The organism is Labilibaculum manganireducens (assembly GCF_963665805.2).
Taxonomy (GTDB): domain Bacteria; phylum Bacteroidota; class Bacteroidia; order Bacteroidales; family Marinifilaceae; genus Labilibaculum; species Labilibaculum manganireducens.
This window is the reverse complement of record NZ_CAXXEE010000003.1, coordinates 4,683,117-4,704,644: the sequence shown is the minus strand read 5'-3', so window position 1 is coordinate 4,704,644 and position 21,528 is coordinate 4,683,117. Positions and strand designations below refer to the sequence as shown.

Annotated in this window: 21 protein-coding genes; 7 read left to right on the top strand and 14 right to left on the bottom strand. The window is 36.3% G+C overall.

Annotated features, from left to right (window positions below; translation table 11 throughout):
* The first annotated feature begins 322 nt into the window (after nt 1-322).
* On the top strand, nt 323-589 hold the full coding sequence (locus ACHZAX_RS18550; protein ID WP_320020115.1) for a hypothetical protein: 267 nt from the start codon (nt 323-325) through the stop codon (nt 587-589).
* Here the strand turns inward: ACHZAX_RS18550 and dxs are convergent.
* Entirely contained in the window at nt 586-2,499 is a 1,914-nt protein-coding gene (gene dxs, locus ACHZAX_RS18545) for a 1-deoxy-D-xylulose-5-phosphate synthase (RefSeq protein WP_320020114.1), read from the bottom strand. The genes ACHZAX_RS18550 and dxs overlap by 4 nt on opposite strands.
* Nucleotides 2,500-2,849: 350 nt before the next feature.
* Here dxs and ACHZAX_RS18540 point away from each other — a divergent pair, with 350 nt between their 5' ends.
* Nucleotides 2,850-3,734, top strand: a complete 885-nt coding sequence (locus tag ACHZAX_RS18540) for an OmpA family protein (protein ID WP_180327312.1) — start codon at nt 2,850-2,852, stop codon at nt 3,732-3,734.
* Between the two features lie 53 nt (nt 3,735-3,787).
* Nucleotides 3,788-4,576: a BtpA/SgcQ family protein gene (locus tag ACHZAX_RS18535; protein WP_320020113.1), complete on the top strand. Its 789-nt coding sequence runs from the start codon at nt 3,788-3,790 to the stop codon at nt 4,574-4,576.
* A gap of 43 nt (nt 4,577-4,619) precedes the next feature.
* Here the strand turns inward: ACHZAX_RS18535 and frr are convergent, their stop codons facing one another.
* From frr to rplM, 6 genes are all read right to left on the bottom strand, one after another.
* Complete coding sequence (gene frr / locus ACHZAX_RS18530) at nt 4,620-5,183, bottom strand: ribosome recycling factor (protein ID WP_101310302.1); 564 nt, start codon at nt 5,181-5,183, stop codon at nt 4,620-4,622.
* Nucleotides 5,184-5,316: 133 nt separating this feature from the next.
* Nucleotides 5,317-6,027, bottom strand: a complete 711-nt coding sequence (pyrH, locus tag ACHZAX_RS18525; RefSeq protein ID WP_101310301.1) for a UMP kinase — start codon at nt 6,025-6,027, stop codon at nt 5,317-5,319.
* A gap of 99 nt (nt 6,028-6,126) precedes the next feature.
* A complete protein-coding gene (gene tsf / locus ACHZAX_RS18520) occupies nt 6,127-6,951 on the bottom strand; it encodes a translation elongation factor Ts (protein ID WP_101310300.1) in 825 nt (274 codons plus the stop codon).
* Nucleotides 6,952-6,977: 26 nt separating this feature from the next.
* On the bottom strand, nt 6,978-7,856 hold the full coding sequence (gene rpsB / locus ACHZAX_RS18515) for a 30S ribosomal protein S2 (protein WP_101310299.1): 879 nt from the start codon (nt 7,854-7,856) through the stop codon (nt 6,978-6,980).
* A gap of 101 nt (nt 7,857-7,957) precedes the next feature.
* The gene (gene rpsI, locus ACHZAX_RS18510) at nt 7,958-8,344 is read right to left on the bottom strand and encodes a 30S ribosomal protein S9 (RefSeq protein WP_101310298.1); all 387 of its coding nucleotides are present in this window, start codon (nt 8,342-8,344) and stop codon (nt 7,958-7,960) included.
* Nucleotides 8,345-8,350: 6 nt separating this feature from the next.
* Entirely contained in the window at nt 8,351-8,806 is a 456-nt protein-coding gene (rplM, locus tag ACHZAX_RS18505; RefSeq protein ID WP_101310297.1) for a 50S ribosomal protein L13, read from the bottom strand.
* A gap of 404 nt (nt 8,807-9,210) precedes the next feature.
* On the opposite strand from rplM, the gene ACHZAX_RS18500 reads away from it, so the two are divergent.
* Complete coding sequence (locus tag ACHZAX_RS18500) at nt 9,211-9,735, top strand: DNA-3-methyladenine glycosylase (RefSeq protein ID WP_101310295.1); 525 nt, start codon at nt 9,211-9,213, stop codon at nt 9,733-9,735.
* Here ACHZAX_RS18500 and ACHZAX_RS18495 read toward each other — a convergent pair.
* The 6 genes from ACHZAX_RS18495 to ACHZAX_RS18470 form a co-directional block, all read right to left on the bottom strand.
* The gene (locus ACHZAX_RS18495; RefSeq protein WP_320020112.1) at nt 9,732-10,874 is read right to left on the bottom strand and encodes a hypothetical protein; all 1,143 of its coding nucleotides are present in this window, start codon (nt 10,872-10,874) and stop codon (nt 9,732-9,734) included. The two genes, ACHZAX_RS18500 and ACHZAX_RS18495, sit on opposite strands and share 4 nt — an antisense overlap.
* 222 nt (nt 10,875-11,096) lie before the next feature.
* Nucleotides 11,097-11,294, bottom strand: coding sequence for a PspC domain-containing protein (locus ACHZAX_RS18490; RefSeq protein ID WP_124993579.1), 198 nt, complete (start codon nt 11,292-11,294; stop codon nt 11,097-11,099).
* 24 nt (nt 11,295-11,318) lie between these two features.
* On the bottom strand, nt 11,319-11,819 hold the full coding sequence (locus ACHZAX_RS18485) for a DUF4252 domain-containing protein (RefSeq protein WP_320020111.1): 501 nt from the start codon (nt 11,817-11,819) through the stop codon (nt 11,319-11,321).
* Nucleotides 11,820-11,896: 77 nt separating this feature from the next.
* Nucleotides 11,897-13,492: a PspC domain-containing protein gene (locus ACHZAX_RS18480; RefSeq protein WP_320020110.1), complete on the bottom strand. Its 1,596-nt coding sequence runs from the start codon at nt 13,490-13,492 to the stop codon at nt 11,897-11,899.
* Between the two features lie 21 nt (nt 13,493-13,513).
* Complete coding sequence (locus tag ACHZAX_RS18475) at nt 13,514-13,837, bottom strand: PadR family transcriptional regulator (RefSeq protein WP_101310290.1); 324 nt, start codon at nt 13,835-13,837, stop codon at nt 13,514-13,516.
* A gap of 12 nt (nt 13,838-13,849) precedes the next feature.
* Nucleotides 13,850-14,263 carry a hypothetical protein gene (locus ACHZAX_RS18470; RefSeq protein WP_320020109.1) on the bottom strand — a complete coding sequence of 138 codons (414 nt, stop codon included), beginning with the start codon at nt 14,261-14,263 and terminating at the stop codon, nt 13,850-13,852.
* A gap of 217 nt (nt 14,264-14,480) precedes the next feature.
* Between ACHZAX_RS18470 and ACHZAX_RS18465 the strand changes: the two genes are divergently transcribed.
* Complete coding sequence (locus ACHZAX_RS18465; protein ID WP_394698293.1) at nt 14,481-14,708, top strand: ferredoxin; 228 nt, start codon at nt 14,481-14,483, stop codon at nt 14,706-14,708.
* A 207-nt stretch (nt 14,709-14,915) separates the two neighbouring features.
* Here ACHZAX_RS18465 and typA read toward each other — a convergent pair whose 3' ends face one another.
* A complete protein-coding gene (typA, locus tag ACHZAX_RS18460; protein WP_101310287.1) occupies nt 14,916-16,712 on the bottom strand; it encodes a translational GTPase TypA in 1,797 nt (598 codons plus the stop codon).
* A gap of 756 nt (nt 16,713-17,468) precedes the next feature.
* Between typA and ACHZAX_RS18455 the strand changes: the two genes are divergently transcribed.
* Nucleotides 17,469-20,051: a TonB-dependent receptor gene (locus ACHZAX_RS18455; protein ID WP_320020108.1), complete on the top strand. Its 2,583-nt coding sequence runs from the start codon at nt 17,469-17,471 to the stop codon at nt 20,049-20,051.
* A gap of 53 nt (nt 20,052-20,104) precedes the next feature.
* Nucleotides 20,105-21,454 carry a hypothetical protein gene (locus ACHZAX_RS18450; RefSeq protein WP_320020107.1) on the top strand — a complete coding sequence of 450 codons (1,350 nt, stop codon included), beginning with the start codon at nt 20,105-20,107 and terminating at the stop codon, nt 21,452-21,454.
* The last annotated feature ends 74 nt before the right edge of the window (nt 21,455-21,528 follow it).

Below are 21,528 nucleotides of genomic sequence, written 5' to 3'. Positions count from 1 at the left end.
AGTCGGCAAAACTAGGCTTTTAATATTTAGGAATGCTGGTATTGGTGTATAGAATTCACTTTTATTTGAGCGAAAACGATTTATGTGCAGCTTAAGATGTTTCGGAAAGCTTGATTTCCTTCTTATTTTCAATTTTGCACCATTAAATTGAAAATATAAATAGAGTCCATATGGGAGAATATTTTTTTTCATTCTCTTAAATTCCTTAAATTGAGATCAGTAACAATAAAGAAAGAATGATCTTGTTTGAAACTCTTATCTGCCCGAACCAGTTTTAGGGGAATGTGAAAAAAGATTGATATCGATTATTAATCAGTGTGTGATGAAAAGAGTAATTAAGGACTTTAAAAGCATTGGTATTGAGTTGATTCAACGTCTGATAAAAACCTTTCCCGATGGAATTTATGAAGATGACTTGATCAGCATTACGAAACCAAATGGTGATAAAATAAATGTTGTGGAGTTGCGTACCGAAGACACAATCTATCTAATTAAAATGAATCAGGAACTTCAGTCCCGAATTGATTCTTTTACAGGAGATTTCGAAGGGCTTGATCCTTATTCTGATGGATACAGAGATAATCCTTAACCTTCTGTTTTGGCTAAAATTGCGGTTGCCGATTCTATGATTCCCAATTTGTCGTATCCACATTCACGATACAATTCCTGCTGAGTACCTTGTTCTACCCATTTATCGGGTACACCCAATCGTTTTACCCTGGCCTGATAATGATTGTCATTCGCAAACTCGATGACTGCTGAACCTAATCCGCCAATAATACAACCATCTTCAAGAGTGATAACCTGATCGTGTTTTCCAAGAACTTCATGCAGCAATTCGGTATCAATAGGTTTCAGATAACGCATGTCGTAATGGGCAATCGAGTAGCCGTCTTTTTCCAGTTCTTCAATGGCATCCACAGCTTCCACACCAATGGCACCAATCGATAATATTGCAAGATCTTTTCCGTCTTTCAACTTTTGGCCTTTGCCAACAGGAAGAATCTCAAAAGGTTTTTGCCAGTCAAGAATACGACCTTTACCGCGTGGGTAACGAATGGAAAAAGGACCCATATTTTCTTGTTGGGCAGTAAACATCAAATTTCTCAACTCAACAGCATCAAGAGGAGAAGCAATTATCATATTTGGAATGCATCTGAAAAATGCAAGATCGTAAACACCATGATGAGTTGCACCATCGGCACCAACAACACCACCACGATCCAGACAGAAAACAACATTTACATTTTGCAGAGCTACATCATGAATCACCTGATCGTAAGCTCTTTGCATAAATGATGAGTAAATGGCACAGAATGGTAATTTGCCTTTTGCAGCCAATCCTCCCGAGAAAGTAACGGCGTGCTGTTCCGCAATCCCAACATCAAATGCACGATCGGGCATTTTTTCCATCATGATATTTAATGAACTGCCTGTTGGCATTGCTGGTGTAATACCAACAATTTTATCATTCATTTCGGCCAGTTCAACCAAAGTATTGCCAAAAACTTCTTGGAATTTTGGTGCTTGCGGACTCGTTGATTCAGGTTGTAAAATTTCACCTGTTACCTTGTCGAACATTCCTGGAGCGTGCCAGTAAGTCTGATTCTGTTCGGCCAGTTTAAAGCCTTTTCCTTTTTTTGTAATAACATGCAAAAGCTTTGGGCCTGAAATTTTTTGTAAATCACTCAAAACTTTTACCATGTGATTCACATCATGACCATCAACAGGTCCAAAATATCTAAAGTTAAAAGCCTCAAAAATATTACTTTGTTTTAGCAGAATGGTTTTGATTCCTTGTTCTACTTTCTGAAATATTTTTTGAGTGTTTGGATTTAACCGGTTTAATTTCCCCAGAAACCGCCAAATATCATTCTTTACTTTGTTATAGGTCTGCGAAGTGGTAATATCCAGCAAGTAGTTGTTCAAACCTCCAACATTAGGATCGATAGCCATATTGTTATCGTTTAGGATAACCAGTAAATCAGCATTGTTGTTGGCAGCATTGTTTAGTCCTTCAAAGGCCAAACCGGCAGTCATCGATCCATCACCAATTACGGCAACTGTTTTTCGATCGGTCTCTCCGCTTAATTGAGCCGCAGTAGCCATTCCCAAGGCTGCGGATATAGAAGTAGAGGAGTGTCCAACAGTAAAAGCATCGTATTCGCTTTCGTTTCTGTTAGGGAAACCACTTATTCCTTTGTATTTTCTGTTCGTATGAAAAATATCTTTTCTTCCGGTAAGAATTTTATGTCCGTATGCCTGATGGCCTACATCCCAAATCAGGTTGTCGTAGGGAGTATTTAGTACGTAGTGAAGTGCAACGGTAAGTTCTACCACACCCAAACTGGCACCAAAATGCCCTGGATTACATGAAACTTCTTCAATAATTTCCTGGCGCAATTCTTCACAAACCTGAATAAGGTCGTCTTCAGATACCTTTTTCAGATCAGATGGAAAATTGATTTTATCTAAAAATTCTTTTTCAGACTTAGCCATGTACGAAATCCCCTTTTTAATCGTTTAACAGAATAAGAATTTGTTTCCCAATCATTTTTTTCAACTGATAGCGGATAAACAGATTATTCTGGAAGAAAAATATTGACGAAGATAATAATAAAAACTAAAGTATTCTTCTGTCTGGTGATGACGATACCATGTCAGATTCTTATATTTGCTTGTGTAATTGCAAGTTTCAATACTAACAAAAGTACAATTTAAACATGTTCAAAAAAACGAGTCAGCTGGTATTTATTTTAGCATCAGTTTTTCTATGCTTTTCTTGTGTTCCTACAAGACAATTTCAAGAGCTCCAATCTAAGCAGCAAAACTGCCAGGACGAATTGGAGATGGAAAAGGAAAAAAATCTTACGCTAAGCGAATTGAATAATGAATTGAGTGGAAAACTTGAGGTTTTGGATGAAAAATATAAAAATATTCTTGCCGATACATTGCAAATATCACGACATCTTCAGTCTGCACGGGAACGATTAAGCAGAATAGAAAAGAGCAATCAGGATTTACTAAATCAATTGGCAGGAATGCAGGCAGGCAACGAAAAGGAAACCAAAGCTTTATTAGGTCAGATTAAAAAGGCTCAAAATGAATTGAGACTGCGTGAAGATGAAGTTCTTTCTTTGGAAAAAGAAATGGATGCCCGCAAACGAACCCTCGATACTTTACAGGCTGAATTGAATCGGAGAGATAAGCGATTGCAGGAGTTGGAATCGGCTTTAAACAGAAAAGATGAGGCCGTAAAGGCTTTAAAACAAAAGGTAATGAATGCCCTTACCGGATTTGACGGCAATGGTTTGTCGATCACTACCAAAAATGGAAAGGTTTATGTCTCTATGGATGAAAAACTCCTTTTTAAATCTGGAAGTTATCAGGTGGATCAAAGAGGTGTGGAAGCATTAGGGCATTTGGCAGGTGTATTGGCTCAAAACAAAGATATTAATGTAATGATTGAAGGACATACCGACAATGTTCCTTACAAGGGCAGTGGTGAGTTAAAAGACAACTGGGATTTAAGTGTGAAAAGAGCAACATCTATTGTTCGGATATTAATTTTAAATACTGGAATTGATGCTGAAAGACTTACCGTTGCAGGTAGAAGTAAATACGTGCCGATTGGTACTAATGCAACCGCCGAAGGTCGTAGTAAAAATCGTAGAACTGAGATCATTCTCACCCCAAAATTGGATGAGTTGTTTAAGATTCTTGAAAGTAACTAAATAGTGTTTTAATGATCTCATATCTTAATTTAGATATCTCAAATCCTTAAAATATGAAGCTTAATAAATCCATCATAGGAATGGTGCATATTCAGGCATTGCCTGGAACGCCGAAGAATAAATATTCCTTGGCAAAGATTTGTGAACTTGCTGTAAAAGAAGCCAGGCAGTATGAAACAGCCGGTTTGGATGCAGTTATGATAGAAAACATGCACGACGTTCCCTACCTAAAAGGTTCGGTAGGGCCGGAAATAACAGCAGCTATGGCAGTTGTTGCAAAAGCAGTGCGTGATGCAGTAAAATTACCTTTAGGAATTCAAATATTGGCAGGAGCGAATAAAGAAGCTCTGGCGGTGGCAAAAGCGGCTAATTTTCAATTTATCCGTGCGGAAGGTTTTGTATTTGGGCATCTTGCCGACGAGGGTTATATAGATTCTTGTGCCGGGGAGCTGATGCGTTATCGAAAAGCAATTGGAGCAGAAAATGTTTTTGTGTTTACAGACATTAAAAAGAAGCACAGCTCACATGCCATTACTGCGGATGTTGATATTGCAGAAACAGCGGAGGCTGCCGAATTTTTCTTAAGTGATGGAGTTATTATTACGGGCTCTTCAACTGGGAAAACTGTTTATTTGCACGAATTAAAAAGTCTGAAGGATAAAATTCATATTCCAGTATTAATTGGATCAGGTATTACTGCTGAGAATCTTTCGGAGTATTGGGATTATGCTTCTGCTTTTATAGTTGGTTCACACTTTAAGGAAGATGGATATTGGGAGAATGAAATTTCTGATGAGCGATTGAAAATGTTTATGCAGATAGTTAAGAAATTAAGAAACTAATAATTGTAAAAAAAAGCTGCCAACCGGCAGCTTTTTTCAATTATTATATGGTCATGATATCTTTCTCTTTTTCAACCAGCAAGTCATCAATTTTCTTGCTGAATTTGTCGGTAAGCTTTTGAACAAAAGCTTCTGCATCTTTTTCGATGTCTTCTGATAAACCATCTTTTACCAGTTTTTTTAATTCAACATTGGTATCTCTTCTGGCATTTCGGATGCTTACTTTTGCATGTTCGCATTCCGATTTAGCTTGTTTAACCAAGTCATTTCTGCGTTCTTCGGTCAAAGGAGGAATATGAATACGGATTAATTCTCCATTATTATCCGGGTTAAAACCCAAATTGGAATTCATAATCGCTTTTTCAATCTGTACAATCATTGGTTTTTCCCATGGTTGAATTGCAATAGTTCTTGGATCGGGTACACTTAGATTGGCAACCTGAGCCAGTGGAGTCATGTTTCCGTAGTAATCCACCATCACACCATTCAACATGCTTGGATTTGCTCTTCCAGCACGAATTTTCACTAATTCTTTTTCAAGATGGTCAACAGCAGCTTCCATCTTTTCCTGCGTATCATCCAGATACATTTGAACTTCTTCAGTCATCGGAGAAAGATTTTTATATGTTTTTATTGATCAATGTATAGTGTTTACAAAAATAGCAAAAATCTATAATCAAATAAAGATAGTCCTTTTTTACTAAAACTAAAATGTATCAGTAGTAAAGAGCTTGTGGCTGTTAATTGTGAACTAATGTCCCAATATTTTCACCTTCAATCACTTGCTTTAAATTTCCTTTTGTATCCATATCAAAAACAATTATTGGTAAATTGTTTTCTTTACACATTGTTGTTGCCGTTAAATCCATAACTCTCAAATCTTTGTTGTAGATTTCATCGAAAGTAATGGTTTCAAATTTTACAGCGCTACTGTCTTTTTCAGGATCAGCAGTATATATGCCGTCAACGCGGGTTCCCTTAAGCATTACATCAGCTTCTATTTCAATTCCACGAAGCGAAGAACCAGTATCTGTTGTAAAATATGGATTTCCTGTTCCGGCAGAGAAGATCGTAACACAACCTTCAGAAAGGTAGTCTACCGCTTTTTGTTTCGAATAGAATTCACCAATTGGCTCCATTCGAATGGCTGTTAAAACCCGTGATTTACATTGAATGGCTTCCAATGCTGAGTTAAGTGCAAGGCTGTTAATTACGGTAGCAAGCATTCCCATCGAATCGCCTTTAACACGGTCGAAACCTTTAGCAGCACCGCTTAATCCGCGAAAAATATTACCGCCGCCAATTACGATTCCAACTTGAACACCAAGATCTGTTATTTCTTTAATTTGTTCGGCATAGTCGTTTAATCTTTGTGAATCAATTCCATATTGTTGATCACCCATTAAAGATTCGCCGCTTAATTTCAGTAGTACACGTTTGTATTTAACCATTCTTTCAGATTTTTATACCCAAAGTTGAGAAAATTCTACGATAAGATAAAAAAAAAGAGTTCCGGAAAGGAACTCTTTTTATATGTAATAATAATTGTATTAAGCATTTAATGTGAAACGCATCATTTTAGTCACAGTTAAATCTTTGTCAGATTCAGCAAGATACTGCTTAACAGTTTGCTTGTTGTTTTTAACAAAGTCCTGGTTCAATAATGTTGATTCTTTAAAGAATTTAACCAATCGGCCTTCTGCAATTTTATCAAGCATAGCCTCAGGTTTTCCTTCTAAACGAGCTTTTTCTTTTGCGATTTCAAGTTCTTTAGCAACTACATCAGCAGCAACATCATCCTTATCAATACTAATTGGAGCCATAGCTGCAGCTTGCATAGCAACGTCTCTGGCCATTTGCTCATCCATTGATTTGTTAAAACCAATCATAGTAGATAATTTGTTTCCTGCATGAATATAGGCAACAGAATATTCTGCTTCCATTTTACCAAAGAAACTTAAATCGATTTTCTCACCGATAACACCGGTTTGCTCAGTAACGTGTTCTTCAACTTTTCTTCCTTCAAGCTCTAAAGCTTTCAAAGCTTCAAGATCTGCAGGCATGTTTGCCAATGCTAAATCAAGAATTTTAGTTGCAAATTCTACGAAACTATCATTCTTCGCAACGAAGTCAGTTTCACAGTTTAGAGTGATCATTACACCACTTTTCTTATCTTCAGAAACTTTTGCTAATACAACACCTTCAGTTGCTTCTCTGTCGGCACGTTTGTTAGCAATCGCCATTCCTTTTTTACGAATAATGCTTACCGCTGCGTCAAAATCCCCTTCAGCTTCAGTAAGAGCATTTTTACAATCCATCATTCCTGCGCCAGTTGCTTTGCGCAATTTGGCTACGTCTGCTGCTTTAATAGACATGATATATCTAATTTTTTGTTAGTTAATTATTCCTTATCATTCTTTTCTTCTTCAGTAGCTGGAGCTTCTGGAGTTGTTTCTGCAACTGGTGCTTCTGGTGCTACTTCTACAGCCGGAGCAACTTCAGCAACTGGTGCTTCTTCTACAGGAGCATCTGCTTTCTTAGCTTTTTTTGGCTTAGAAGCTTTCTTTTCAGTCGATTCAGTATCTTTTTCTACTTTTCTTTCCGATAAACCTTCTTTAATAGAGGCGGTTACAATGTCAAGAATGATAGAAACAGAGCTGGAAGCGTCATCATTACAAGGAACTACGAAATCAATACCATCAGGGCTTGAGTTTGTATCAACCATTGCGAAAACAGGAATACCCAAACGGTTTGCTTCTTTAACAGCGATATATTCTTTCATTACATCAACTACAAATAGAGCTGCCGGTAATCTGGTCAGATCAACAATACTACCTAAGTTTTTTTCCAACTTAGCTCTTTGACGAGATACTTGTAGTCTTTCTCTTTTAGACAGGTGGTTAAGAGTTCCGTCACCTTCCATTTTGTCAATGGTAGACATTTTCTTAACAGCCTTTCTGATAGTAGGGAAGTTAGTTAACATACCACCTGGCCAACGCTCAGTTACATATGGCATATTTACTGCTGCTACTTTTTCAGAAACGATTGATTTTGCTTGCTTTTTAGTAGCAACAAAAAGAATTTTTCTTCCTGATTTAGCGATTTGTTTCAATGCTGCGGCGGCATCATCCAGCTTTACAGCTGTTTTGTGCAAGTCGATAATGTGAATTCCATTGCGCTCCATGAAAATATAAGGAGCCATTTTTGGATTCCATTTTCTAGTCAAGTGACCAAAGTGGCAACCTGCTTCTAATAATTCTTCAAATGTTGTATTTGACATTTTTGTTTTTTTTAATCGTTTACATTCGTTTTATGGCAATTGCTAAGTAGTTCGAAAATCGAAGTCTTACCAATTTAGATACTAAACTTGCCACAAAAATTCTAACGCTTGCTAAATTGAAATTTCTTACGTGCTTTAGGTTGACCTGGTTTTTTACGTTCAACCTCACGAGGATCGCGAGTCATGAAACCTGCAGTTCTTAGTGCTGATTTTGATTCTGCATCAATTTTAACAAGTGCTCTGGAGATTGCCAAACGAAGAGCTTCTGCTTGACCTGTAACTCCACCACCATCAAGATTTACTTTGATGTCGTATTTATCGGCTACCTCTAAAAGGTTTAAAGGTTGCTTTACGATGTACTGCAGAGTTCCGGTAGTAAAGTACTCTTTAAGCTCTTTTTTGTTGATGGTAATCTGACCTTTACCTTCGCTAACGTATACACGGGCAACAGCTGCTTTTCTACGTCCAATAGCATTAATAACTTCCATACCTACTTATTTAATTGTGTTTAAATCTAATTTCTTTGGCTGCTGAGCTTCGTGTTTGTGCTCAGAACCTACAACTACATATAGGTTTGAGTAAAGAGTTCTTCCTAAACGATTTTTTGGAAGCATACCTTTTACAGCCTTCTCAATTAATCTTTCTGGGTGTTTCGCCATAAGATCAGCTGGAGTTTTAATTCTTTGTCCACCTGGGTGTCCGGTGTAAGAAAAATACTTTCTGTCTGTCATTTTATTTCCAGTCATACGTATTTTCTCAGCATTGATAATAATCACGTTGTCTCCACAGTCAACATGAGGAGTGTAATTAGGTTTGTATTTACCTCTAATCAGCTTTGCTACTTTAGAGCTAAGTCTACCTAACACTTGGTCTGCTGCATCAATAACAATCCACTCTTTAGTAGCAGTTGCTTTGTTTGCAGAAACTGTTTTGTAACTTAATGTATCCACGTTAAAAACTTTTAATAAATAATACTTTTAATACAATTATTCCAATTTGGCTTGCAAAAGTACAAGAATCCTATAAATACACCAATTTTTTTAACGATTTATTGATGAAGAACTTAACCTGATGTGGATAATCGGGTAATGTGGAGGAGTTAAGTCTGTCAAAAAATCAAATTGATATATTTCCCAATAATGAATCCTTTACTTGCTAAGGGTAGTAGAATCAAGTTGTTGGGGGCGGGAGTCCTGGTAAGTAAGCCCATCGTCACAATTTCTCTGCAAAAGTATGAAATAAATTTATTTTTGAAGTCTCTTTTTAGTATTTTTTTAGAAAGAAATGCAATTGGAAGATTTGATATGCAGGAACTAAGGAGTTTTACATTTGGTAATTAAAAATATTGAAACGAATGAGTGTTCGATTAAAAAGAGATTTTTTTCTGAAGGATATCCATATTGTTGCCCATCAGTTGGTCGGAAAAATTATTGTTAGAAAATTTGATGCAATGAAAGAAGAACGGTTTCGAATAACGGAAATTGAAATGTACGTGGGGGAGATGGATTTGGCATCTCACGCATCAAAAGGGCGTACCAAAAGAACAGAGGTTATGTATTCTTGCGGTGGTTGCGTCTATGTTTATTTAATTTACGGGATGTATTGGCTGCTGAATATTGTAACCGGTAAAAAGGATCAAGCTCAGGCAATATTAGTTCGTGGTGTTGAAGGAATTGATGGGCCAGGCAGAATCGGACAGCAATTAAAATTGGATAAGAGTTTTTATGGAGAGAATCTGGAGAGCTCGAATCGAATTTGGGTGGAAGATGATGGCATGTTATGCAATTATACCCTTCATCCCAGAATTAATGTGGAATATGCGGGTGATATATGGAAAAACAAGTTGTATCGTTATAAAATTGAGAAAGCAAAGCTTTAATTCCAGCTAATTTTTCTTAGAAAGAAATCTCCATTGATTCTTAGATAGATTGCTGTGGCGTAATTCGCGTTTGAATCTGTTGGATTGTAATAAAGATCTATTTTTCCTCCGAAATGGATCCCTTTACTTATTTTCCGCTCATAGAAATACTTAAATGTAACAAGTTCTCTTCTGTTTTGATATGAACCGGGTTTGCTATAGGATATTGATTGAAATAATTCTGAACCTCTTGAGGCAATGAAATGATACGCATACCAATATCCTAGTCTAAATTGAGAATGTTTCGTGTTAATGCCTATCTGCGGGTAAAAAGCATGTCCTTTATTAAAAAGGAATTCGCTAACAGAGGAGTTGTCGCTGACGTAATATGCTAAAGCTCGGATATACCATGAAGTAAATCTGGAATTTTCAACTTTTCTTAAAAAATCAAGGCCGGATGAAAAGTTGCCAATGGTTTGAACGGATTCGTCAGAAGAGTCAATTTCACCGCCTCTGTGTGCGAAAAGAACCTGAACCGGAATGGACAGTCTGTTTTGTGAAGATGTATTATTTAACTGATAGCTGCTTGAAATTCCGAAAGTGAATTTTTCCTGAAAAGGATCCCCTTTTAAGATGAATTGTTCCCAATTAATCCATGTGTCAAGTTTTAATCGTTTTGTATGATACAAAAGTTGAATTCCACTTTCTGCTTTATCCGTAAAAAACTTTTCCGGTTCGAACATGGGCTCCGAAAGCATATGGTTGTTGTTTTGGTTTAAGCCTCCTAAAATTAAATTGACTTTGCTTGAGGCTTGATAGTTTACAGAGAATATTGCTTGTGTTTCATTAAAGTTTGTTCGTCCTGAATATTGCTGAAACCGCACTCCAGCTTCAATTCGAATTTTAGAAGATGGATAATAAACCAATTTTGGTGCTGCTGAGTAGCCGATCCAGGTTGTTCCATTAGAAAAAGTGCCGGAATACTCATTGTTTTTTACAAAATTGAAATTCTCAAATCTTAAAAATAATTTATTGCTGTCAGCTGTTTGAAATTCTTTATAATGTAAAAACGGCGTGTTGAAATCTTGTGCCAATGATGAATATTGACTTGTCAACAGCAATAATAATATGATGAATACCTGTGTAGAGAGTCTAGCCATATTTTAATTTTACGGTAGCCAATGTACAATTATCTGAAGAAATATTTTAAAAGAAGAGGTAAATAATTATTTTTTATTTAGAAAAAGGGTTTCTCTGATTGAAGAGAAACCCTAATTTAATGAATGCTTTGGTTGTTTTTCGGTGAAAAAGACTAAATACCTTTAGAACCAAATTTGGGATAAATATTGCATTCAAATCAGACTATATGGTTATGTGCTGTTTTATGCTGTTTCGTATGAAGAATCAGGCAAAACCAAAGCTAATATAAAGTATGCAAGAAGCATTAGTGGATTGAATAAAGTTAGTATCAGCCACGCAGTTCTTATAATTATTGGGTCGAGTTCCGGATTTATGTATTGAGAAATACCTCCGCAAACACCAGCTATTTTTTTCTCCTTTGATCTTATTAAGCGTTTCATATTTCTGGATTTTTGGTTTTATTACTACTGCTCTTCATCTTCGTCATCAAACGTAAAATGCGATAGGGTTTTTAATTCGTCAACACGAAAATCTCCAAAAAAGGAAACCAATGAAGTTCTGTTTTCATTATAGTGCAAGACATGAAATTCACTAAATTTTTTCCCATTTCCTTTTGCGAAGAAATGAACATCATCAGAATTTTTATCATCCCTGTCAGTTAATACTTCTTTATAGGCATTTCCTTTTGATAGTTGTGAAGAGACAATCTTTTTGAATTTGGTTTCGTCTCCGTTTACATGTTTAAAAGTTAGGAATTTGATGTTTTTACATTCTCCGGTGATATTTTTCTCCAATTCGTCTTCATCAACATCAAAGTCGAGGTTTTTTAGGAAACTACCTGCAAAACTAAAACTGCTAAAACCATCTAAATTTGAATATTTAGCATGTATTTGCTCACCTTTGGTTTGAGCTTGCATCAGGATTGGAAATACTATTGCGGCAATTATTACTACTAATTTCTTCATGATATTTTATTTTTTAGTTTACCATGTTTACACCGGCAAAGCGTGTGTTGAAAAAGGAGCCGGTGTAAAGCATGGATTTATTTGTTATGATATTTTAATTTGCTTAGACCTTCTTTTTTCATGATCCACATCTTGTCAAGCATGTCGTAGTCCCATGCATTATCTACATTATCAATGTCGTGAATGATTTTTCGCATCGACTTGTCCAGATAAATCACTTTTCCTTCGGGCACCTTAATTGTAATGTGTAGTTTTTGATTTCTCCATTTACTATCTGTTGGTAGTGTGAAAAATTGATTGAAGACAATTAGGGAATCAGTTTGTTTCCAGTTGTATTCAATGCTTTCAGCATTTTCACTTGCCTGTTCGTTTGACCTTCCTCTGGATTTCTTTTTCAATTTAATTTCAAATTTGCCGCTATTGCTCTTTTCGATATCAAGAGTAGGTTCTCCAACTATAATTTCCTTATCATCTTTGACTATGATTTTTATATTGTCCAGACCGATGTGTCCATTATGCCAGTCAAAATCGATATTGTCAGTTGATTTTAAATATAGTGTATCTGTTTGGGTAGGCTGTATTTCAATGTTTTCTGAATAACGGGTGCTGCTTTGCATGTATCCCTTTATTTGAGAAAAACTTAGACTAACCAAAAGAATAATTCCCAGTATCCAAAATGCAAGTGCTGAGAATCCTATTATTTTATTGTTGGTTTTGAAATTGAACAAGAGTTTTAATCCTGCAAAAATCAGAAGGAGTAATGGGATTCCAATCACCACAATTACGCCAATTGTGAATAGAGTGATACTGCTTCCGTCAAGAAATAGGTGTGGAAGTACTGTGCCGGGAAAATGGAAATCAGAAAATGGACCAAAAAAGCTATTTACAAAAATCATTGAGCCAATAAAGCTGATAAGGGTAACAAATCCTGCAAATACGAATCCAATACCAAGCAAAATAATAATCACTTTAAGGATGAGTCGAAGTGCTGTGCCCAGAAAATCAATTACTCTGTCGAAACCATCCCGAACTTGTGGTCCGTTTTTATCTCTTATTTTCTCGAAGCTTTCCTTAACTTCCTTGTATTCATCTTTAATGGTTTCTTCGATATTCGAAATATTGACTTTTTTCCCCTTCATTTCCAATTTTTGGGTTGTGGTGATTGCTTTAGGAACAGCAATCCATAAAATCACGTAAAGAAGAAATGAAAATCCATATCCCAGGAAAAAGAAAAGTGCAAAAAGGAGACGGATTACAACCACATCAATTCCAAAGTAAGCAGCTAAACCACTTGCGACACCACCCAAAACTCTATGGTCGGGATCGCGGAATAATCTGCGCTTTTTCTTTTCGGAAGTTTGTTTTGTGTCAGTTTCCTGATTCGACTCGTCTTCAATACTTTCCTCGTCGATAGCAAATATTTCTTCGGGTTTCCCCATAATCGATATGGTTTCTTCGATCATATCAACATTTACCACCTGATCTTTTGTGCTCAGTTTTTCATGGAAAATTTCTGAAATTCGAGCTTCAATATCAGATATGATTTCCCGGCCTTCTTCGCTCGGACCATAGTGGGAATTGATAGTACGTAAGTAAGCCTGTAGTTTTTCAAAAGCATCCTCATCGATATGGAAAATACTTCCGCTTATATTAATTGTTAATGTCTTTTTCATTTGTATATCGGTTTAAGGGTCTTACTTTTTAATTGTGTTTACAGCATCAACTAAATCTTGCCAGGATTGATCCAATTCTTTAAGAAATCCACTTCCAAGTTCGGCAATTGTATAGTATTTCCGAGGTGGACCTTGAGTTGATTCCTCCCAACGGTAACTTAGCAGTCCGTCGTTTTTTAATCGGGTTAGAAGTGGATATAATGTTCCTTCCACAACAATCATTTTTGCCTCTTTTAGCTCCTTGATTATATCTGAAGCGTAAGCATCATTTCTTGATAAAATGGATAGAATACAATATTCCAGCACTCCTTTTCGCATTTGGGCTTTAGTATTTTCGATCTTCATGGTTGGAATAAATTAAATTCTTGATTTTGTGTTTCCCGGATTGTTCCAGATGCTTTTGTGTTTTTTCTTCTCAACTACCTTCGTTTCCTCCTTTGTTAGAACAGTATCTTTTTCAATTAGGATCTGTTCTCTCGTTTGAGATGAAATATTTACAGTGTCAGTGCTGTCACTATTGCCGGCTAAAATATCTTTACATACTTGTATATTTTCTTCAAAAAAGAAAAGGCTTGAGTTGAAATAGCTTTTTTCTCCGTCGATTTTTGATTCACATCCTAAAATTGCATCAGATATAATTTTCACAATAGGAGATAGTATTTTCGATTGTTTCGCAGTAGAAACAAATTGAGCATTGGATTCTGTTGTCCACGAAAATAGAACAATTAGAATCAGGCTGAGTTTGCATAGTGAATTGTTTCTCTTGTTCATGGTGATTGTATTTATATCGTATACTACTATTACAAGCACGCAAGCTTGTTATACAAATATACGTACAAAAAAAGGTAATATGCAAAGCATAGTACTAAAAATATTTCAATAAAATATCTAAGCGGTTGTAAATGAGCAATATAAATTTAATTTAAAATTGTCTTATATTTGAAGATTCTAAAAAAATCAATATTAAGCAGGGGGCGTTATTAAAAAAATGACAAGAATAAAGCATTTTAGAGATAGGTGTATAGGTTGTGCTTATTGTGTAGGAGCAGCACCTGAATTTTGGGAGATGTGCTCTGAAGATGGCAGGTGTGACCTAATTGGTTCGATAAGGAAGAGAGATTGTTACGAATTAGAAATTTTTAATGATGAGGTTCAGAAAAATAGGAAAGCGGCCGATATTTGTCCAGGCAAATGTATTCGGTTGGAAACCAATTGATGTAATAATGGAATTAACAGGGGAGAACCTGGTATTTAGAATGTAAAAAGAGCGATTTCCCAACAAGGAAATCGCTCTTTTAAAATATTGCGTTTTTAAATTTCAGTTGAAACGAGCCATGAGAAAAAATTCTCACACAATAGAATGACTATTTGGCGAGTTCCATGTGACATCTTTAATTAATTGCAGTCACATGAAATTCAAAATTTATTTGCCTGATCTTTTACGATCGGTTTCTTTAAGAAGTATTTTTCTTAAACGGATTGAGTTAGGAGTAACCTCAACATACTCGTCACCTTGTATGTATTCCAATGCTTCTTCAAGAGAGTGAGTGATTGGAGGAGATAATCTTACCTTGTCATCAGTACCAGAAGTACGCATATTGGTTAGCTTCTTAGTTTTAGTAACGTTAATAACCAGGTCGCCGGCACGATTGTTTTCTCCAATTACCTGACCCTCATAAATCTCAACCGTTGGGGCAACGAAAAATGTACCACGATCTTGTAATTTGTTTAAAGCGTAAGCAAAAGTCAATCCGGTTTCCATAGCAATTAATGAACCGTTAATACGTCCGGGAATAGTGCCTTTGTGTGGTTGGTATTCCAGGAAACGATGAGAAATTACCGCTTCTCCGGCAGTAGCAGTCAGCAGTTGATTTCTTAAACCAATAATACCTCTTGATGGGATATGGAATTCAAGGTGAATACGATCCGCCTTACGTTCCATAGTCAGCATTTCTCCTTTACGTTGAGTTACGATCTCAATTGCTTTTCCTGAAACATCTTCCGGAAGATCTATGAATAGGAACTCAACTGGCTCACATTTTTCACCACCAATTTCTTTGATGATAACCTGTGGCTGACCAACTTGAATCTCGTATCCTTCACGACGCATAGTTTCGATCAGTACAGACAAGTGAAGAACACCACGTCCGTATACAATATATGAATCAGCAGAATCAGTTTTTTCAACTCTAAGGGCTAAATTCTTTTCCAATTCTTTATTTAGCCGGTCAATTAAGTGACGGGAAGTAACGAATTTACCATCTTTTCCATAAAAAGGAGAATTGTTGATCGTAAATAACATACTCATTGTAGGTTCATCAATGGCAATTGGTTTTAGAGGTTCCGGGTTTTCAACACTACAAATAGAATCTCCAATATCAAAACCCTCAATACCTACTAAAGCACATATTTCTCCTGAGGCAACAGATTGAACTCTTTCTTTGCCCAGACCAGTAAAGATATGCAATTCTTTAATGCGTTGTTTTTTGATGCTTCCATCAGGTTTAACCAAACTAACATCCATTCCTTCACGAATTTCTCCCCGGTGAACGCGCCCTACGGCGATACGTCCAACATAAGCCGAGTAGTCAAGAGATGTGATAAGCATTTGTGGCGTACCGTTAATGGTTTTTGGTTCAGGGATGAACTCGATTACCGCATCTAAAATTGCTGTAATATCGGTTGTTGGCTTTTGCCAGTCTTTCGACATCCAGCCTTGTTTGGCCGAGCCGTAGATGGTTGGGAAATCCAATTGCTCTTCAGTAGCCTCTAAATTAAACATCAATTCGAAAACCTGCTCCTGAACTTCTTCAGGTCTGCAGTTTGGTTTGTCAACTTTATTAACAACCACAACAGGTTTAAGACCTAGAGCTAACGCTTTTTGCAGTACAAAACGAGTTTGAGGCATAGTTCCTTCAAAGGCGTCTACTAGTAGTAATACACCATCAGCCATATTCAAAACACGCTCAACTTCTCCACCAAAATCCGAGTGACCGGGAGTGTCTATGATATTAATCTTTACACCATTGTATTCAAGAGAAACGTTCTTCGACAAGATGGTGATTCCTCTCTCTCTTTCCAGGTCGTTATTATCAAGGATTAAATCACCTGGGTTCTCATTTTTTCTAAAAATGTTACTATGCATTATCATTTTGTCAACCAAAGTGGTTTTTCCATGGTCAACGTGGGCGATAATCGCAATGTTTCTCAATTTCCTCATCTTGTATTTTATTAATTTGAGAAAAAATATCCGCTGAAAGCTAATGAAATGGGATACTGTATTCTCTTTCTTTTTATTGTACTAGTCAAATTGATCATTCATCTAATCATCACATTCGTTGAAATTGTTGTGAGTGAATCGATTGCGGTGCTCAAAATGCGGCTGCAAAAGTACGCTTTATTTTTGAAAATTTTCTTTTCAGGCAGATTTAATTTTGTTTTAGATATTAATTTAATTCTTTCCTTTTTTTTAATGTTAAATTAACAGACCGTTGCAGATGAAATTGTTTCTTTGTGACGTCAACGATATTTAGTGATTATCTAATTTAGAATAGAAATAAGTAGCAAGTATAGTATCTGTGTAAAAACTTTACAGTCCTTATATATTCTAAATTGTAAATAATAACTTTTTTATCAGGATATTAAAATAAGGTTTAAACTAAGTTTTTGGTTAGTTTTGCGATTATGGATTTCGAAAGAAAAATATTATCTTCCGTATCCATTTTTTAACTGACCTTTTTGGTTAAAACTTTTGTTCTTTTTTTTGCGTGATTGTTGAAAAACTGTCCCTGTTTCAGGTTTGAAATGAACTTTTTCGATGAAGAGCTAAAAAAGGAAGACGAACGGGTATTATTAGTCCGTCGATTTTTTGTTAAATAGTTAAAAAGCAACCATTTTTGTGATCCTTTTCTCCGGGAAATGTGAGATGATTTTGTGGCGACATTGCCACACAATTACTAACCTAACAAATTGTTTTATGAAAAATGCTATGAGAAGTATTTTGACAATGGCAGCAATTATGATGTTGTCCATTGCAGCTATTGCTCAAACCACCGTAAAAGGTGTAGTCGTGGATGGTAGTACCAACGAAAGTTTGCCGGGTGCTTCTATTGTTGTTGCCGGAACAACTTCCGGTACCGTTTCAGGTTTTGATGGCTCGTTTGCTTTTGAATTGCCAAAAGGAGCGACAAAGCTTGTTGTAAGTTTCGTGGGATTTCTTGACAAAGAAATTGCCTTAAAAGGTGCTCAGGATTTAGGGACTATTAAGTTGGAATCTGATGCTGTTGGATTGAAAGAAGTTAGTGTTATGGCTTCGGTGGCAATTCAACGTAAAACACCGGTTGCTGTTTCTACTATTTCGCCTGAGATTATTCAGGAAAAGTTGGGAACCCAAGAATTTCCTGAAATATTGAAATCAACTCCAGGGGTTTATGTAACCAAGCAAGGAGGAGGATTTGGTGATTCCCGTATTAATATGCGCGGTTTTGAATCAAGTAATATCGCGGTAATGATTAATGGTATCCCGGTTAATGATATGGAATGGGGAGGAATTTATTGGTCTAATTGGGCCGGACTTTCTGATGTTACCCGTACAATGCAAACACAACGTGGTTTAGGTGCTGGAAAAATTTCTTCGCCATCTGTAGGAGGATCTATCAATATTCTTACTAAAACTACAGATATGGAAAAAGGTGGATCTGTATTTTCTGGTGTTGGAAATAGTGGATATCAAAAGAAATCAGTTACCCTTTCAACAGGTTTAATGGATAATGGGTATGCGATCACCTTTTCTGGCTCAAAAACAGCGGGTGATGGATATATTTTAGGAACCGGATTTGAAGGATACTCTTATTTCTTAAATGTTTCCAAAAGAATTAATGATAAACATCAACTGTCTTTTACTGCATTTGGTGCTCCTCAATGGCACGATCAACGTAGTACATATGATGCTCGTACTATTGCAGAATGGAGAGATTATAGAGATGGATACAAGTTTAATGCTGCTTATGGGTTTGACAGTAATGGGCAGGAGATGAATACATCTCATAACTTTTACCACAAACCTCAGGTTTCGTTAAACCATTATTGGACAATTAATGAAACAACATCTCTATCAACAGCTCTTTACGGATCGATCTCATCAGGTGGAGGTTGGACAGCTAAAGGAAATGAATCTTCTCGCTTGTATGGTTCAAATGATGAGGACAGAACTATAGATGGTTATCGTGATTATGGTGCTATTCAGCGTGATAATGCAGCTAATATAAATGGATCTCAGGCGATTATTGCGAGTTCAAACAATGATCACCAATGGTATGGTTTGTTATCTACTTTAACTAAGGATTTAAGTGATAAGCTGAATTTAACTTTCGGGGTTGATGGTCGCTACTATATTGGATTCCATAATCGTACCGTTGTGAATTTGATGGGAGGACAATTTTTTATTGACCCGGAGAGAGAAAAATCTAAGGTGTTGGATAACAATGAAAAACTTAAAGAGGATGATGTGATTAGTCGTGATTACGATGGTATAACCAAGTCCTTAGGTTTTTTCAGTCAGTTAGAATACACAACAGGGAACTTAAGTTCTTTTATAGCTATTGCAGGAACCAATACCAATTACAAACGTAAAGGTCATTTTTATTATAATGACGTAATGTCTTCAGGTTATAATTTCTTAGGTGGTAGTGTTAAAGGGGGAGCGAACTATAATCTGGATGAGTATCAGAATGTCTTTGTGAATTTGGGTGTAATTTCCCGTGCTCCGTTTTTCAGCGATGTGTTTACTGCTAAAGATGTAAGTAATGTTGCGAATGAAGATGCCGTGAATCAAGAGATTTACTCTTTGGAGTTGGGTTATGGTTTTAAAACATCAATTGTATCTGCAAACTTGAATGTTTACCATACCGAATGGAAAAATAAACCTATTACTGGAGCTATTGATAAGCAAAATCCTGATTTAGGTAGTTACAACGTTACAGGAGCGAATGCCATTCACGAAGGAATTGAACTTGATGTTAAAGCCAAACCGGCTAAGGGATTAACTATTACAGGAATGTTTTCTCTGGGAAGTTGGAAATGGCAGGATGATGCAGAAGCTTTAGTTTATGATAAAACAGGACAACCAGTTGACAGTAAGGGAAAAGCTGTTCCTGTTGGCTCTCCGGATCAAAGAAAGATTGTTGCGAATATTGGTGGTGTACACGTAGGGGATGCTGCACAAACAACCGCGGCATTAGGAGTTGATTACTACTTAACCAAAGATTTAAAAGTAGGTGCTGATTACAACTATTACGCACGTTTATTTGCGAAGCCTGATTTCAACAGTATTAATGGATCTGATAGTTGGGAAGTTCCTGATTATGGGGTAGTAGATGCAAATTTAAAATATACCTTTAAAGTTGGACCTTTTACTGCAATTGCTACGGCTAAAGTAATGAACTTATTGAATCAGACTTATATTGCAGATGCTTATGGAAATAATGATGATTGGGAAAAAGTAACTGTATTTTATGGATTTGGCAGGACTTGGTCTGCTGGTCTGCAAGTGAAATTCTAATGATTTCAGATTTGTACTTATAAACTAATCGTTAAAATTTAAAAAATTTAGATATGAAATTTTCTAATATATTATATGCATTTATTGCATTTTGTGGATTGGGATTATTAGCATCTTGTGAAGTTAATAACGAATTCTACGATCAGCTGGATAAACATGACGGGTTTCAATTTGTAATTGATACGTCATACACTCTAACATCCGATGATTACGATTCAATGGGTAAAGAAAGCGGTCAACCTGGGAAGTACAATAATTTCTCTGAAGATATTGTTGCTACAGAATTTTTACCTGCATTCTTAAATGATAAATACCCTACTTTAGATGTGCCTTCAACCATTAAGGTAACCTATGATTATTATCGTGGAGGTATTGATTATTTGAATGATTACCTTGATTATCTGGAAGTGCTAGCAGCTATTGATTCTTATACACTGACTACAGCAGATTATGACAGTATGGGAACTGCTGCAGGGGAGCCTGGTAAGTACAATAATTTTGATGCTACAGTTAAAGCTTCGGATTATTTGCCGGATTTCTTATTGGCAAAATATCCTGCCGCTGCAGATGGTGACGAGTTAGCAGTAACCTACAAATTTTACAATGGTTCAACAACTTCTATGGTTACTGAGTTTTGGACATTTGACGGTTCTGTTTGGGCGAAATCTAATAAGGTTGCTCCATCAATTCCTGATGATGTTGAGCTGTATGAATTAACTTCAGATGATTATGATGCTATGGGAACGGGTTCTAGCCAACCTGGTCAATACAATAATTTTTCAAGTTCTATTGTTCCTGAAAATTATCTATCAATTTTCCTTGGTGTTAAGTTTCCATATGCTAGTAACGGAGACAAGTTTGCTTTACTTTACAAATACTATGCAGGTGGTGGCGTTACCGAAACGAGGGCTAAAGAATATACTTTAACCGATGGTATTTGGTTAGAATATCAATCAACAATCGCAAAAACAGATCAGTATGTTAGATCTACTGCCGGGTGGGTATTCGATCCTTCAGTATTGTATACTATGGGAGAAGAAGATTATCAAATGATTGTTGATTATGTGAAAAACAACATTGAGGGCGATTATATCAATACCTATGGTACCGGTGAGTCATATTTTGGCGTTGATGCGCATTATAAGGAGTTCGCTATTGCTGATGGAAAGTTTGAAGCAACAAAATTTGATACATGGCAGGATGCCGTTAAAGCAGGTGTTGCGGTTTATCTTCCTTTAAAATTTCCTAGTGCAGTTGCTCAGGTTGATGGTGTAGATGTGAACTACATAATTACCTTTGCAGGATATGTAAGTTCTATGGTTGACTATACAATCACTTTTAAATGTACCAAATCAGGCCCAAGTCCAGAGTTTGAGTATGTTGAAGGACCGACTCTTAAATAAAGAGTATACAAATATAAATAGAAGGCCCGAATCCATTGGATTCGGGTTTTTTTTATCTCCATTGCTTAGATTGT

Bases quoted from the DNA above. Each gene is read 5' to 3' on its own strand.
- ACHZAX_RS18535 (WP_320020113.1), top strand. From the start codon at position 3,788: ATGAAGCTTAATAAATCCATCATAGGAATGGTGCATATTCAGGCATTG.
- ACHZAX_RS18450 (WP_320020107.1), top strand. From the start codon at position 20,105: ATGAAATTTTCTAATATATTATATGCATTTATTGCATTTTGTGGATTG.
- rpsI (WP_101310298.1), bottom strand. From the start codon at position 8,344: ATGGAAGTTATTAATGCTATTGGACGTAGAAAAGCAGCTGTTGCCCGT.
- ACHZAX_RS18500 (WP_101310295.1), top strand. From the start codon at position 9,211: ATGAGTGTTCGATTAAAAAGAGATTTTTTTCTGAAGGATATCCATATT.
- ACHZAX_RS18540 (WP_180327312.1), top strand. From the start codon at position 2,850: ATGGAAAAGGAAAAAAATCTTACGCTAAGCGAATTGAATAATGAATTG.
- ACHZAX_RS18550 (WP_320020115.1), top strand. From the start codon at position 323: ATGAAAAGAGTAATTAAGGACTTTAAAAGCATTGGTATTGAGTTGATT.
- rpsB (WP_101310299.1), bottom strand. From the start codon at position 7,856: ATGTCAAATACAACATTTGAAGAATTATTAGAAGCAGGTTGCCACTTT.
- dxs (WP_320020114.1), bottom strand. From the start codon at position 2,499: ATGGCTAAGTCTGAAAAAGAATTTTTAGATAAAATCAATTTTCCATCT.
- pyrH (WP_101310301.1), bottom strand. From the start codon at position 6,027: ATGGTTAAATACAAACGTGTACTACTGAAATTAAGCGGCGAATCTTTA.
- frr (WP_101310302.1), bottom strand. From the start codon at position 5,183: ATGACTGAAGAAGTTCAAATGTATCTGGATGATACGCAGGAAAAGATG.
- ACHZAX_RS18490 (WP_124993579.1), bottom strand. From the start codon at position 11,294: ATGAAACGCTTAATAAGATCAAAGGAGAAAAAAATAGCTGGTGTTTGC.
- ACHZAX_RS18485 (WP_320020111.1), bottom strand. From the start codon at position 11,819: ATGAAGAAATTAGTAGTAATAATTGCCGCAATAGTATTTCCAATCCTG.
- ACHZAX_RS18465 (WP_394698293.1), top strand. From the start codon at position 14,481: ATGACAAGAATAAAGCATTTTAGAGATAGGTGTATAGGTTGTGCTTAT.
- tsf (WP_101310300.1), bottom strand. From the start codon at position 6,951: ATGTCTATTAAAGCAGCAGACGTAGCCAAATTGCGCAAAGCAACTGGC.
- ACHZAX_RS18495 (WP_320020112.1), bottom strand. From the start codon at position 10,874: ATGGCTAGACTCTCTACACAGGTATTCATCATATTATTATTGCTGTTG.
- ACHZAX_RS18480 (WP_320020110.1), bottom strand. From the start codon at position 13,492: ATGAAAAAGACATTAACAATTAATATAAGCGGAAGTATTTTCCATATC.
- ACHZAX_RS18470 (WP_320020109.1), bottom strand. From the start codon at position 14,263: ATGAACAAGAGAAACAATTCACTATGCAAACTCAGCCTGATTCTAATT.
- ACHZAX_RS18475 (WP_101310290.1), bottom strand. From the start codon at position 13,837: ATGAAGATCGAAAATACTAAAGCCCAAATGCGAAAAGGAGTGCTGGAA.
- typA (WP_101310287.1), bottom strand. From the start codon at position 16,712: ATGAGGAAATTGAGAAACATTGCGATTATCGCCCACGTTGACCATGGA.
- ACHZAX_RS18455 (WP_320020108.1), top strand. From the start codon at position 17,469: ATGAAAAATGCTATGAGAAGTATTTTGACAATGGCAGCAATTATGATG.